This is a genomic window from Arthrobacter caoxuetaonis (assembly GCF_023921125.1).
Lineage (GTDB): Bacteria > Actinomycetota > Actinomycetes > Actinomycetales > Micrococcaceae > Arthrobacter_B > Arthrobacter_B caoxuetaonis.
The window spans coordinates 1,265,295-1,278,766 of the sequence record NZ_CP099466.1; the positions used below are offsets into that span (position 1 = coordinate 1,265,295).

The window sequence follows — 13,472 nt, forward strand, 5'->3', positions numbered from 1 at the left end:
CGCCCGAAGACCAGCGAAGGACATTTCATGGCAACTATCGACGTCGATAACCTCCCGTACGCGGACGGCGACTTCTATGCATTCGAAGACCTGCTCAGCGACAAGGAGCGCGACCGCCTGCATGAGGTTCGGAGCTGGCTCAGCGCCGAAGTGAAGCCGTACGCCAACGACTGGTGGAATGCCGGGGAGTTCCCCTTCCACATGATTCCGAAGCTGGCTGAACTGGATGTGGTGTCCCCGGTCTACCGGCAGGGCTATTCCAACCTCTTCGCCGGGCTGTGCCATGCGGAGTTCACCCGCGCAGACACCTCGTTCGCCACCTTCATGGGCGTGCACGACGGACTGTTCACCGGTTCCATCGAAGCGCTGGCTTCTCAGGAGCAGAAGGATGCCTGGCTTCCGGACATCTACTCGATGAAGAAAATTGGCGCTTTCGGCCTGACCGAGCCGCTGGGCGGCTCCGACGTTGCCGGCGGAACCCGCACCACGGCCCGTAGGGAAGGCGGGAACTGGGTGCTCAACGGTGCGAAGCGCTGGATCGGCAACGCCACGTTCTCCGACTGGGTTGTGATCTACGCACGCGACGAAGCCGACAACCAGGTCAAGGGCTTCCTGGTCGACACCAAGACCGAAGGCTATTCGGCAACCAAGATCGAGAACAAGATCGCCCTGCGCACCGTCCAGAACGCCGATATTGTCCTCGACAACGTCGTCGTCAGCGACGACTTCCACCTCAAGGGCGCCAACAGCTTCCGGGACACGAACAAGGTCCTGAAGGTCACACGCCTGGCCGTTGCCTGGCAGGCCGTTGGCCAGCAGATGGCCGCGTTCGACGTCGCACGCCGCTACGCCGTGCAGCGCGAGCAGTTCGGCAAGCCGCTGGCATCGTTCCAGCTTGTGCAGGAGCAGCTGGTGCAGATCCTGGGCAACACGGTCAGCTCGATGGGCATGATGGTCCGCCTGGCGCAGCTCGAGGACGAGGGCCGCGCCAAGGATGAGCAGTCAGCCCTTGCCAAGGCCTTTACCACTGCCCGGATGCGTGAATCCGTGGCACTGGGCCGCAGTATCCTCGGCGGCAACGGAATCGTCACTGACTACGGCATGGCCAAGGTCTTCGCAGACGCCGAAGCCATCTACTCCTACGAGGGAACGTACGAAATCAACACGCTCGTCACCGGGCGCGCCATCACCGGAATCGCAGCGTTCGTCTAGGATCCGGGACCGGCGGGCAGCGGAAGCAGGATGCTCGGCCGCCGGTCCAGGATAAAGCGCAGGGGGTCCACATACTCCCCGTCCAGCCGCACTCCCCAATGCAGACAGCTGCCGGGGCAGTGCGGCTGCTTCGTTCCGGGCGGGTCCAGGGCAGGGGGCCGGACGTCCAGCAGCCCCACGGTCTGCCCGGCCGCCACAGCTTCACCCGGAGACAGCGTCGAGGCCACGGGCTCGAAGCTGCTGACCAGGCCGCCCCCGTGATCGACAGTCAGCACTGGCCGGTCCACGACGTGTCCGGCAAAGCGGACCGTGCCGCCGGCCGGACTGCGGACAGCAGTTCCGCCGGCCGCGGCGAGGTCCACGCCGCGGTGCCCGGCCAGCCAGCGCTGGGCAGGTTTGTCGAAGCCGCGGACGACGTCGGGCTGCGGTGTAACCGGCCACTGCCACGCGGCCAGGGCCCCCGGCGCTGGAACTGCCGCTCCCGGCCAAGGGGCAGCGGCCAGTGCCGCGACCATGAGCAGGAGCAGGACGGCGGCACGCAGGGGGGTTGCCCTTCGGAGTCTGGTCATGGTCCCGAGTCTCGCGGAAGCTGCGGTGCCGGAGCCTGCGAGACCTGCCGTTGTGGACAGATTCCGCCCCCGCCAGCGGCAGGAACGGGCGGGGGAGGAGCGGCAGTCGGGGCCCCTTCGCTGTAGTACACTTGACGAAGCAGTTTGCTGCGCGCTGATCCTTCCTGCCCGCACAGGCCATCCCACCCCCGCTCCAGCAGCGGATCACGGATGATCTGGTGTGCCGATAGGGACCAGGCTTACGTTCAGCACGCTGACTACGCGTGCCCCAACTATCCACGCTCCCCGAAACAGGGAAAATGGGTGCGTTCCTTCGGTCCGGCCAAACACCGGAACGGGACGCACGCCGCCGGAGAACAATCCTGCAGCTGATGGGCACCAGGAGCAGCACCCGCCGGGTGCTTCTATCAACCGTCAATAGGCAGCTTTCCGTGCGCGCTTCGTCGCCGCACGCTGCCGGAAGGAGTGACGACATGCCCGTCGTTACCATGCGCCAGCTGCTCGACAGCGGCGTTCACTTTGGTCACCAGACCCGCCGTTGGAACCCGAAGATGAAGCGCTTCATCTTCACCGAGCGCAACGGCATCTACATCATTGACCTGCAGCAGTCGCTGTCCTACATCGACCGCGCTTACGAGTTCGTCAAGGCCACTGTTGCCCACGGCGGAACCGTGCTGTTCGTCGGCACGAAGAAGCAGGCTCAGGAAGCCATCGCAGAGCAGGCCACCCGCGTTGGCCAGCCCTACGTGAACCAGCGCTGGCTCGGCGGCATGCTCACCAACTTCCAGACCGTCGCCAAGCGGATCCAGCGCATGAAGGAACTCGAAGAGATCAACTTCGACGACGTCGCTGCGTCCGGCCACACCAAGAAGGAGCTCCTGCTCCTCAAGCGTGAGCTGACCAAGCTGGAATCCAACCTGGGCGGCATCCGCAACCTGACCAAGGCTCCGTCCGTGGTCTGGATCGTGGACACCCAGAAGGAACACCTCGCCGTTGACGAGGCCAAGAAGCTGAACATCCCGGTTGTCGCCATCCTCGACAGCAACTGCGATCCGGACGACGTCGACTTCCCGATCCCGGGCAACGACGACGCCATCCGCTCCGTCAACCTGCTGACCCGCGTTATCGCCGACGCCGTTGCTGAGGGCCTGATCGTCCGCCACAACAAGTCCGGCAACACCGAAGCCCCGGCTGAGCCGCTGGCTGAGTGGGAGCGCGAACTGCTCGAAGGCGCAGCTGCTCCGGCCGCTGAAGAGGCTCCGGCCGCTGAAGCCGCTGCTGAAGCTCCGGCCGCTGAGGCTGCTCCGGAGGCTCCCGCCGCCGAAGCTCCCGCTGAAGAAGCAAAGTAACTCGATTTCCCTGTGACGGCAGCGGCCCTGGTGCTGCTGCCGTCTTAGGACCTTCGCCTGTACGGCGGGCCGGATACCCGGCCCGCCGTACAGGTGGAAATGCACCAATACTTTTATTACGGGAGGACTGGAGTCCAAATGGCGAACTACACCGCTGCTGATATCAAGGCTCTGCGCGAGCGCACCGGCGCCGGCATGATGGATGTGAAGAAGGCTCTCGACGAGGCCAACGGCGATGCCGACAAGGCCATGGAGCTCATCCGCATCAAGGGCCTGAAGGGCGCTACCAAGCGCGAAGGCCGTTCCACTGCCGAGGGCCTGGTTGCTGCCAAGGTCATCGACGGAACCGTCGGCGTCATGGTCGAACTGAACTGCGAGACTGACTTCGTTGCCAAGTCCGCCAAGTTCATCGAACTGGCTGACCGCGTCCTCGCCGCAGCCGTGGAGTCCGGCGCAGCTGACGCCGAGTCCCTGCTGGCCTTCGAGGTCGACGGCAAGCCGCTGTCCGAGGTCGTCGTTGAAGAAGGCGCGATCCTGGGCGAAAAGGTTGTTGTCCGCCGCGTGGCACGCATCGAAGGCAAGACCGTCGACGCGTACCTGCACAAGACTTCCAAGGACCTTCCGGCACAGGTCGGCGTGCTCTTCGCTGTTGACGGCGAAGGTGACGACGCCTTCACTGCGGCCCACGACGTCGCAGTCCACACCGCTGCTTACGCTCCGACCTACCTGACCCGGGACGAAGTTCCCTCGGACATCGTAGAGAACGAACGCCGCATCGCTGACGAGTCCGCACGCGCCGAGGGCAAGCCCGAGGCCGCGCTGCCGAAGATCGTTGAAGGACGCCTCACCGGCTTCTTCAAGGAGATCGTGCTTCTGGACCAGCCCTTCGCGAAGGACTCCAAGAAGACCGTTGCAGCCGTGCTTGAAGAGGCCGGCGTCAAGCCGACCGCCTTCGCCCGGTTCCGCGTCGGCGCCTAAGCATTAATCCGGCGCAGGCTCTGAGCTGACCAATGATGCACAGAGGGGGTGGCCACCGAAAGGTGGCCGCCCCTTTTGCCTGTCCGAAACCCCTCACTAATCTTGAAAACAGCTGACACGTTTACTTCGTTTCACCAGTCTGCCCCGGGAGGCACCATGGACCACGCCCTGACAGAAACCGAAGCTCCGCGCCGCCGCGTGCTGCTCAAGCTCTCCGGCGAGGTGTTCGGCGGAGGCAAGCTGGGCGTGGACCCGGAAACGGTACGCTCCGTCGCCAAACAGATTGCGGCCACCGTAGGCGAAGTCGAGACTGCCATCGTGGTCGGGGGAGGCAACTTCTTCCGAGGCGCCGAGCTGTCCCAGAGCGGCATGGACCGTTCCCGCGCTGACTACATGGGCATGCTGGGAACCGTCATGAACTGCCTGGCGCTCCAGGACTTCCTCGAGCAGGCAGGCGTGGAGACCCGCGTCCAGAGTGCCATCACCATGGGTCAGGTGGCAGAGGCCTACATTCCGCGGCGTGCCATCAGGCACCTGGAGAAGGGTCGCGTCGTCATCTTTGGCGCCGGTGCCGGCCTGCCGTACTTCTCCACTGACACAGTTGCCGCCCAGAGGGCCCTTGAAGTGCACGCAGACGAAGTCCTCATGGCAAAGTCGGGTGTAGACGGCGTCTACACCGCCGACCCCAACAAGGATCCCAGCGCCAAGCGCCTGGATACCCTCACCTATGACGATGCCCTGCGCCAGGACATCCGCGTCATGGACCAGACCGCCATGACCATGTGCAAGGACAATAACCTTTCCATGGTTGTCTTCGGCATGGAGGGCGAAGGCAACGTGACCCGCGCCATCCGCGGCGAGAACATCGGGACGGTCGTTTCCAACTAGGACGGCTTCCTCCCCGGCTCCCGGCACGGCCCTTGCGTGCATCCGCGCAGGTGCGCGGGCCGGGAGCCGCCCGGGTTAGGATGGTACTAGAGCCCAACCGCGCCATTTGCGCGGACTTTTCCGTATTGAGGAGACACCGTGATCGAAGAGACCTTGAAAGAGGCAGCCGACAAGATGGACAAGGCTGTGGAGGTTGCCAAGGAGGACTTCTCGACCATCCGCACCGGGCGTGCCAATCCGGCGCTCTTCTCCCGGGTGCTTGTGGATTACTACGGTTCCCCGACACAGCTCCAGCAGCTCGCCTCCTTTGCGACGCCGGACGCCCGTACCCTTCTCATCACGCCCTATGACGTAACCGCCCTGCGGGCCATCGAGCGTGCCCTGAGCGACTCCGAGGTTGGCGCCAATCCGTCCAACGACGGCAAGGTCATCCGCGTCGTGATGCCCGAACTCACGCAGGACCGCCGCAAGGAGTACGTCAAGATCGTCCGGAGCAAGGGTGAGGACGCCAAGGTGTCGATCCGCAACATCCGCCGCAAGGCCAAGGATGCACTTGACCGGCTGGTCAAGGACGGAGAGATCGGCGAAGACGACGGTGCCCGCGCCGAAAAGGATCTTGACGCCATGACGAAGGCTCACACTGAGTCAATCGATGAGCTGCTTAAGCGCAAGGAAGCCGAGCTGCTAGAGGTCTGATGAGCCACTCCCAGCCTTCAACCCAGGCTGGCGGTTCCGCGTCCCTTGAGGCCGGCCCGGCAGCGAAGGGCGCGGACATGAATGATCCAGGCAGCCGGAGGGCCCTCAGACAGGGCGCCAAGCCGGCGAAAAAACCGTCCAGGGCGGGACGCAACCTGCCCGCTGCCATCGGCGTCGGCGTCGTACTGCTTGGCGGTTTGCTGGTAGGCCTGCTTTACAGCCCCCTGGCCATCGCGGCCATCGCGGCGGTGTTTTCGGCCGTGGGTGTGTGGGAAGTATCCCGCGCGCTGGAAGTACGCGGGATCAAGGTGCCGCAGGTGCCGGTGCTCGTTGGTTCCATCGCCGTGCCGCTGGCTGCCTATTTCGGCGGGACGGAGGCGCTTGCCTTCGCGCTTGCCGGAACCGGCATCGCCATCCTGCTCTGGCGCACGATCGACACTGCCCAGGACGCGCTTCGCAGCATCCTGGCCGGTATCTTCGTGATCCTGTGGGTGCCGTTCCTGCTCAGTTTTGCACTGCTGCTTTTCCGCGAGCCTGAGGGATACATCCGCGTGGCGGTTCTGCTGCTGCTGGTGGTGGCTAATGACACCTGCGGTTATCTGGTGGGTGCCCTTGCGGGCAAGCATCCGATGGCTCCGAAGATCAGTCCAAAGAAATCCTGGGAGGGCTTCGCCGGTTCTGTGGCCGGCGCCACCGTCGTGGGCATCCTGACCTCCGTGTTCCTCCTGGACCAGCCGTGGTGGTTCGGACTGGTACTTGCCGTGGCCACCGTCGCTGCGGCGACAGCCGGCGATTTCTCCGAGTCCATGATCAAGCGCGAGCTCGGTGTGAAGGACATGTCCAACCTGCTGCCCGGCCACGGCGGCGTCATGGACCGGCTAGACTCGGTTGTTTTCGCCTCTCCGGTGGTTTTCCTGCTCTCGGTACTCCTTGTCCCGGTAGCAATGTAGCCGTTCCCGGGGAGTCCTGGCGGTTCCAGGCACTGCCTCCACGTAAGATGTTTCCGACGGTCCCGCATCCCGCGGCGGAATGAAGACTTGACACCAAAGGATGAGTTGAACATGAACGATGTGAGGCAGGCCAGTGCCCCCTTTGAGCGTGTGAGCCGCAGGGAGTACGGCTACAACGTCCGCCAGGTCGACGAATTCCTGACCAAAGCCCGCAATTACTACAATGCCGAGACCCCGGGAGCAAAGGTCATTACCAGCCGCCACGTCCGTTCCATGGCCTTCGATCCCGCCAAGGGAGGCTACGAAGCCCAGGCCGTCGACGCCGCCCTGGACCGGCTCGAAGATGTCTTCGCCCAGCGTGAGCGAGACCGCCTCATCCAGGAGAAGGGCGAGGAGGCCTGGCTGATCCAGATTGGCCGAACCTCAGCGGTGCTGCGGGCGCGCCTGCACCGCAAGCCGGGGGAGCGGTTCCGCCGTCCCTCCAAGAAGCGGGCCCCCAGCTACAACGTGCGCGACGTCGACGCCCTCTGCAACGAGCTGCTCGGCTATTTTGAACACGACAAGCCGCTGAGCGTGGACGTGGTGCGCCGCGCGGTGTTCCGCGAGGCCAAGGGCGAGGCAGGTTACGAGGAGACGCAGGTGGATGCGTTCCTGGACCGTGTCGTCGAACTCATGGCCGCGATCGACTAGGAACCCTTTCCTCCCGCCAAGCGAGATAGCAGAAACTGCTATCTCGAATTGTGTGGGAGAGGGATCAGGAGCGGAAGATTCGCTCCGGGGTGTGGATCCTGGCCAGGAACCGCGACGTTCCACCGGGCACCGCCCCGGCAGTCCGCACCGAGACGCCGACCATCACGGCGAACGCTGCCGGCACGGTCCACGCCGCCGGCTGCTCCAGCCAGACGGGCACAGCCGTACCCGAGACCGAAAACAGGCCGCCCGCAATAATCGCCCCGCCGCAGAGCAAGGCTCCGGTGAGCATTCCCGCAACAGCACCGGGCGCGGTGAGGCGCCGCCACCAGATTCCCAGCAGCAACAGGGGGCACAGGGTCGACGCCGTGAACGCAAACACCATCCCGACACTGCCCGCCAGCGCCTGTGTATTGGTCAGCAGCGCGATCCCCAGCGGGACCGCTGCTGCCATCAGGGTTGCGGTCCGGAAGCCGCTGATGCTCCCGCGGAAGAACTCCTGGCTGATGACTCCGGCCAGGGACACAATCAGCCCGCTGCTTGTGGAGAGGAACGCTGCGAAAGCGCCTGCTGTCACGAATGCCGCCAGCAGGTCGCCGAGGGCTCCGTCAAAAATCCGTGCCGGGAGCAGCAGCACCGTCGCATCGGCCGAGCCCTCCGAGGCCAGTTCGGGCAGGTAGATCCGGCCCAGGACCCCGTAAAGCGTGGGGAAGAGATAAAAGACCGACAGCAGTCCCAGCACGATCAGGGTGGTCCGGCGGGCCGAAACACCGTCTGGGTTGGTATAGAACCGCACCAGCACGTGCGGCAGGCCCAGTGTTCCGCACAGCAGCGCAATGCTCAGGGAAATATTGCGGTACACCGAATCGGCCATTTCCGTGGCGGTGACGGCGCCGGTGTCAAAGGCAGCGCCGTCCCCGGTCCAGGAGACGCCGTCGGCCCCCAGCCGGAACAGGATGAACAGCACCGGCACCGCCAGTGCCACGAGCTTCAGCCAGTACTGGAAAGCCTGCACGAAGGTGATGGAGCGCATCCCGCCGCTCAGCACGCTGAGGCACACGATCACCACGACAGCGACGGAACCGGCCCAGCCCGGCAGCCCGGTCGTCAGCCCGACGGTGAGGGCGGCGCCGTGCAGCTGGGGGACGATGTACAGCCAGCCCACTGCCACGACCAGCAGGCTGGTGACCCGGCGGACCGCCACGGAATCCAGCCGGGCCCGGGCGAAGTCCGGCACGGTATAGGCGCCTGAGCGGCGCAGCGGTGCGGCAACGAACAGGAGCAGCATCAGGTATCCGGCGGTGTAGCCGATGGGGAACCAGAGCGCGTCCGCGCCGGAAACCAGCACCAGGCCGGCGACACCCAGGAAGCTTGCGGCGGAGAGGTACTCCCCGCCGATGGCCGAAGCGTTCCACCAGGGCTTGACCGTCCGGGACGCCACATAGAAGTCGCCGGTGGTGCGGGAAATGCGGAGACCATAGGCGCCGATCAGCAGGGTTGCTGCCGTCACCGCAGCTAAGGCGGCATAGCCAACGCCGGGACTTACCTCCCAGCTCACGCCGTCCTAGCCTTCATCGAGCAGGTCCTGGAAACGTTTTTCGTTCCGGTTGGCGCTTCGGACATAAAGGGCGCCGCTGACGATTACGAGCGGATAGACGCCCAGGCCCAGCAGCAGCCACGGGACAGGGATGTCGAATATCTCGACGGCGCTGAGCTGGGGTACTGCTGCCAGCAGCAGGGGTACGCCCACCATGATCAGGCCGAAACCGCCGGCCACCACCAGTGCCAGCCTCAGCTGGGACCGGATCAGGGATGACAGGAATACCTCGCCGACCTCGGACTGCTCGTCGAGTTCCCGGGCCACCGGGAAAACGGCCGGAGCCGCGCCCGGGGCGCGCGGAGCCGTGACCCGTACCCGCTGCGGAAGGTTCGCGCTGTTCATGCAGACGGCCTGACCCGGCCGGAGGCCAGGGTGCTTCGGACGGTGGGCAGGTGCCGCCGGCTCACCGGCAGTTCTTCGGAACCGATCCGGATGCTCGCCCGCCCGGCGGACAGCCTGACCTGGCGGATCTGGTGCCGGGCCACCAAATAGGAGCGGTGGATGCGCAGGAACCCGGCGTCCGCCCACTGGGTCTCCAGCTCGGCCAGGGGAATCCGCACCAGGTAGCTGGCATCGGCTGTGTGGAGGCGGGCGTAGTCGCCCTGGGCCTGCACATAGCGGATGTCCTCGCGCCGGATCATTCGGGTCGTGGCGCCCTGCACCACGGTGACGACGTCGCCGTCGTCGGCCTCCGTCCCGGCCAGCGTCTCGCAGATGCGCCGCACCGACTCGGTGAGCCGCTCCGGACGGACCGGCTTCAGGAGGTAATCCAGGGCGGCGAGTTCGAAGGCATCCAGGGCGTGGTCTTCATCGGCGGTGACAAAGACGACGGCCGGCGGCCGCTCCTTGCGGGACAGTGCCCGTGCGATGTCCAGCCCGGACAGGGCAGGCATGTGGATGTCCAGGAAGACAGCGTCGATGTCAGCGGTCTCGATCGCGTGCAGTGCCTGGGCTCCGCTGGAGGCCCGGTGCACCGTGCCGATACGGGTGTCCCGGCCCAGCAGGAAGGCCAGCTCTTCTACGGCCGGCGCTTCGTCGTCGGCCACCACCACGTTCAGCAGCTTTGCGGATTTCGGCATGGAAGACAGACTACTTTGTTCAGGTCCGGTGTTCGGGCTGCGACTTGGGGATTCTCATGGTGATGAGGGTTCCGGCCCCGACGGCTGTGTCGATCACCAGGCCGTGCGCGTCGCCGTACAGCTGGCGCAGGCGGACGTCGACGTTCCGCAGGCCCACGTGGTCGCCGTCGGCGTGCCCGGCCAGCAGGGTGCGCAGCTTCTGCGGATCCATGCCCACGCCGTTGTCCTCGACGGTTATTTCGGCCATCGCGCCGGCGTCCCGTGCGGAGATAGTAATGTGGCCGTCGCTTTCCAGGGCTTCCAGCCCGTGCCGGACCGAGTTCTCCACCAGCGGCTGCAGGGAGAGGAACGGAATGACAGTGCCCAGGACCTCGGGGCTGATCTGCAGGGAAACCTTCAGCCGGTCGCCGAAGCGGGCCCGTTCCAGCAGCAGATAGCGGTCGATTGACGTCAGCTCTTCGGCGAGCGTGGTGAAATCCCCGTGCCGCCGGAAGGAGTACCGGGTGAAATCGGCAAACTCGACCACCAGTTCCCGGGCACGCGCCGGGTCGGTGTTGATGTAGGAAGCAATCGCGTTGAGCGAGTTGTAAATGAAGTGCGGGCTGATCTGCGCACGCAGGGCCTTCACCTCCGCTTCCATGAGCAGGGCGCGGGAGGTGTCCAGTTCGGCCAGCTCCACCTGGGCAGCCACCCAGTCGGCTACGTCATTCGTGGCCCGGATCAATCCGGCGCTGATCGTCGGGGCGAAGATCCCCAGGGTTCCCGCGGCGGCACCGTTGACCCGCAGCGGGCAGATCAGCAGCTGGCCGCCGTCGTCCAGCCCCAGAGCCCGCAGCGCCGGACCGCGGAAGACCTTCGTGCGGCCGCTGTCCTGCACGGAACGGGCCGCGAGCAGTACGCGCTCACGGCGCTGGGGTGTGTCCGCCAGCGATCCCTCCCACGCCAGCACGGCAGCGGTGTCGGTCATGAGCAGCGTCTCGCAGCGCAGCAGCCCGCGCAGGTGCCGGCTGGCCCGCGATGCCCCGGCCGGAGTAAGCCCGGACCGCAGGTGGCGGGAGGCGAGCGACGCCGTGTGCAGCGTCGCGTACGCGGCGCGTTCGGCGTCGGACCCCAGGTCGCGCTGGGAACGGCTCAGGCGGTACCCCAAAGCGGCCACGGCGGCGAGGGTCAGCACGGCAATGGCGCAGACCAGGGCGACGTCGACGGCTGCAGGCATGCCCACCAGACTACCCACTGAAGGGGAGCGCCGGAGGCACCCGGCATGCCGTTGGGCGCACGGATTGCTCCGTTCACCGACGCAGGTGCGGCGAAAGTGGCCCCAGGGACCCGCGGCTTGGAAAAGTGATCCCCATCACAACCGGCGCGTTGGTGTCCGGGGTCCCCGATGGATTCCAGGCTGCGATGCCGTACCGCCGTACGTGCCCTACCCAAGGAGGAGAGATGGCTGAACCCCAGCCACAATCACACCCCGGAAGCGCGGCACCAGTCGACTTCCAGGAAGTCCAGCGGTCGCCGCAGTTCCAGGAGCTGCGCAAACGCCAGCGCAGCTTCATTTTCCCCATGGCCGTAGTGTTCCTGGTCTGGTACTTCGCCTACGTCCTGCTGGCCGACTACGCGCATGACTTCATGTCCACGCCCGTTATCGGCAACATCAACATCGGCCTGATCCTCGGGTTGCTGCAGTTCGTCAGCACCTTCGGCATCACCATGTGGTACGTCAGCTACGCCAACCGCCGCCTTGATCCGATCGCCTCCGACCTGCGCGGCGAGCTGGAAGCCAAGGGCGTTTCCCTTCCGGAGGACACCAAATGAGCACCCTCTACATCCCCGCCGTCGTCACCGCTGACGCCGTCCGGGAAACCGGCTGGCTGAACATGCTGATCTTCGGCCTGTTCGTTGCCGTCACCCTTGTGGTGGTGCTGCGCGCCAGCCGCAACAACAAGACCGCAGCGGACTACTATGCAGCCGGCCGCTCCTTCACCGGGCCGCAGAACGGCACCGCCATCGCCGGGGACTACCTCTCGGCCGCGTCGTTCCTGGGCATCGTCGGAGCCATCGCCATCAACGGCTACGACGGCTTCCTGTACTCGATTGGTTTCCTGGTGGCCTGGCTCGTAGCCCTGCTGCTGGTCGCTGAAATGCTCCGCAATACCGGCAAGTTCACCATGGCGGACGTGCTTTCCTTCCGCCTGAAGCAGCGTCCGGTGCGCATTGCCGCGGCCACGACCACGCTGGCTGTCTGCTTCTTCTACCTCCTGGCCCAAATGGCCGGTGCCGGCGGACTGGTGGCCCTGCTGATGGGCATCGATACCAAGCTGGGCCAGTCCCTGGTCATCACCGTCGTCGGCGGTCTGATGATCATCTACGTACTGGTGGGCGGCATGAAGGGCACCACCTGGGTGCAGATCATCAAGGCCTGCCTCCTGATCGCCGGAGCCGGCATCATGACCATCTGGGTCCTTGCGCTCAACGGCTTCAACCTTTCCGAGCTGCTCGGTTCCGCCGTCGAGATGTCCGGCAACGCCGCGATCCTGGATCCGGGACTGCAGTACGGCAAGTCCGAAACCTCCAAGCTGGACTTCATCTCGCTGGGCCTGGCCCTGGTGCTCGGCACCGCAGCCCTGCCCCACGTGCTGATGCGTTTCTACACGGTTCCCACGGCCAAGGAAGCCCGCCGCTCCGTGGTCTGGGCCATCTGGCTGATCGGCCTGTTCTACCTGTTCACCCTGGTGCTCGGCTACGGCGCAGCTGCCCTGATCGACCGCGAAACCATCCTCTCGGCTCCCGGCGGCGTAAACTCCGCGGCACCGATGCTGGCCTTCGCACTCGGCGGACCGGTGCTGCTGGGCGTCATCGCTGCCGTCGCGTTCGCCACGATCCTGGCCGTGGTGGCCGGCCTGACCATCACCGCAGCCGCGTCCTTCGCCCACGACATCTACGCCAACGTGGTCCGCAAGGGCAAGGTCGATGCCGACGGTGAAGTGAAGGTCGCCCGCCGCACCGTTGTGGTGATCGGCGTCGTCTCCATCCTGGGCGGCATCGGCGCCCAGGGGCAGAACGTGGCGTTCCTCGTCGCCCTGGCCTTCGCCGTGGCTGCCAGCGCCAACCTGCCCACGATCATCTACTCGCTCTACTGGCGCCGCTTCAACACCCGCGGTGCTGTCTGGAGCATGTACGGCGGCCTCGGATCAGCGATCGTGCTGATCATCTTCTCGCCGGTGGTCTCCGGCGCGGAAACCTCGATGATCACCGGAATGGATTTCTCGATCTTCCCGCTGAACAACCCGGGCCTGGTCTCCATCCCGCTGGCCTTCTTCCTGGGCTGGCTGGGAACGGTCACCAGCAAGGATAACGAGTCGCCCGAGAAGCAGGCGGAAATGGAAGTCCGCTCGCTCACCGGCGTCGGCGCGGAAAAGGCTGTGGACCACTAGCCCAATACCGCACAGAAAAGGTGCCCTCCC

Annotated in this window: 14 protein-coding genes; 9 read left to right on the forward strand and 5 right to left on the reverse strand. The window is 65.5% G+C overall.

What is annotated here, in order from left to right; translation table 11 throughout:
- Positions 1 to 27: 27 nt before the first annotated feature.
- A complete protein-coding gene (locus tag NF551_RS05690) occupies positions 28 to 1,212 on the forward strand; it encodes an acyl-CoA dehydrogenase family protein (protein WP_227894859.1) in 1,185 nt (394 codons plus the stop codon).
- Here NF551_RS05690 and NF551_RS05695 read toward each other — a convergent pair.
- Entirely contained in the window at positions 1,209 to 1,781 is a 573-nt protein-coding gene (locus tag NF551_RS05695) for a murein hydrolase activator EnvC family protein (RefSeq protein ID WP_227894858.1), read from the reverse strand. The two genes, NF551_RS05690 and NF551_RS05695, sit on opposite strands and share 4 nt — an antisense overlap.
- 473 nt (positions 1,782 to 2,254) lie before the next feature.
- Between NF551_RS05695 and rpsB the strand changes: the two genes are divergently transcribed.
- The 6 genes from rpsB (at position 2,255) to NF551_RS05725 (ending at position 7,332) form a co-directional block, all read left to right on the forward strand.
- Entirely contained in the window at positions 2,255 to 3,130 is an 876-nt protein-coding gene (gene rpsB, locus NF551_RS05700) for a 30S ribosomal protein S2 (protein WP_227894857.1), read from the forward strand.
- A 138-nt stretch (positions 3,131 to 3,268) separates the two neighbouring features.
- Positions 3,269 to 4,108, forward strand: a complete 840-nt coding sequence (gene tsf / locus NF551_RS05705) for a translation elongation factor Ts (RefSeq protein ID WP_227894856.1) — start codon at positions 3,269 to 3,271, stop codon at positions 4,106 to 4,108.
- A 156-nt stretch (positions 4,109 to 4,264) separates the two neighbouring features.
- A complete protein-coding gene (gene pyrH / locus NF551_RS05710) occupies positions 4,265 to 4,996 on the forward strand; it encodes a UMP kinase (protein WP_227894855.1) in 732 nt (243 codons plus the stop codon).
- A 138-nt stretch (positions 4,997 to 5,134) separates the two neighbouring features.
- The gene (gene frr, locus NF551_RS05715; protein WP_227894854.1) at positions 5,135 to 5,692 is read left to right on the forward strand and encodes a ribosome recycling factor; all 558 of its coding nucleotides are present in this window, start codon (positions 5,135 to 5,137) and stop codon (positions 5,690 to 5,692) included.
- The gene (locus NF551_RS05720) at positions 5,692 to 6,642 is read left to right on the forward strand and encodes a phosphatidate cytidylyltransferase (RefSeq protein WP_227894853.1); all 951 of its coding nucleotides are present in this window, start codon (positions 5,692 to 5,694) and stop codon (positions 6,640 to 6,642) included. Before frr ends, NF551_RS05720 begins: the two co-directional genes overlap by 1 nt.
- Positions 6,643 to 6,753: 111 nt before the next feature.
- The gene (locus NF551_RS05725) at positions 6,754 to 7,332 is read left to right on the forward strand and encodes a DivIVA domain-containing protein (RefSeq protein WP_423721373.1); all 579 of its coding nucleotides are present in this window, start codon (positions 6,754 to 6,756) and stop codon (positions 7,330 to 7,332) included.
- Between the two features lie 64 nt (positions 7,333 to 7,396).
- Here the strand turns inward: NF551_RS05725 and NF551_RS05730 are convergent, their stop codons facing one another.
- Genes NF551_RS05730 through NF551_RS05745 form a run of 4 tightly spaced genes read right to left on the reverse strand, consistent with a single transcriptional unit; the run spans position 7,397 to position 11,227 of the window.
- Positions 7,397 to 8,890: a sodium/solute symporter gene (locus tag NF551_RS05730; RefSeq protein ID WP_227894851.1), complete on the reverse strand. Its 1,494-nt coding sequence runs from the start codon at positions 8,888 to 8,890 to the stop codon at positions 7,397 to 7,399.
- A 6-nt stretch (positions 8,891 to 8,896) separates the two neighbouring features.
- Positions 8,897 to 9,274, reverse strand: coding sequence for a DUF485 domain-containing protein (locus NF551_RS05735; protein WP_227894850.1), 378 nt, complete (start codon positions 9,272 to 9,274; stop codon positions 8,897 to 8,899).
- Positions 9,271 to 9,993 carry a LytR/AlgR family response regulator transcription factor gene (locus NF551_RS05740; RefSeq protein WP_227895326.1) on the reverse strand — a complete coding sequence of 241 codons (723 nt, stop codon included), beginning with the start codon at positions 9,991 to 9,993 and terminating at the stop codon, positions 9,271 to 9,273. Before NF551_RS05740 ends, NF551_RS05735 begins: the two co-directional genes overlap by 4 nt.
- A gap of 37 nt (positions 9,994 to 10,030) precedes the next feature.
- Complete coding sequence (locus tag NF551_RS05745; protein ID WP_227894849.1) at positions 10,031 to 11,227, reverse strand: sensor histidine kinase; 1,197 nt, start codon at positions 11,225 to 11,227, stop codon at positions 10,031 to 10,033.
- 224 nt (positions 11,228 to 11,451) lie between these two features.
- On the opposite strand from NF551_RS05745, the gene NF551_RS05750 reads away from it, so the two are divergent.
- Positions 11,452 to 11,823, forward strand: a complete 372-nt coding sequence (locus NF551_RS05750) for a DUF485 domain-containing protein (protein WP_227894848.1) — start codon at positions 11,452 to 11,454, stop codon at positions 11,821 to 11,823.
- Positions 11,820 to 13,442: a solute symporter family protein gene (locus NF551_RS05755; RefSeq protein WP_227894847.1), complete on the forward strand. Its 1,623-nt coding sequence runs from the start codon at positions 11,820 to 11,822 to the stop codon at positions 13,440 to 13,442. The genes NF551_RS05750 and NF551_RS05755 overlap by 4 nt, the downstream gene beginning before the upstream one ends.
- Positions 13,443 to 13,472: the final 30 nt, after the last annotated feature.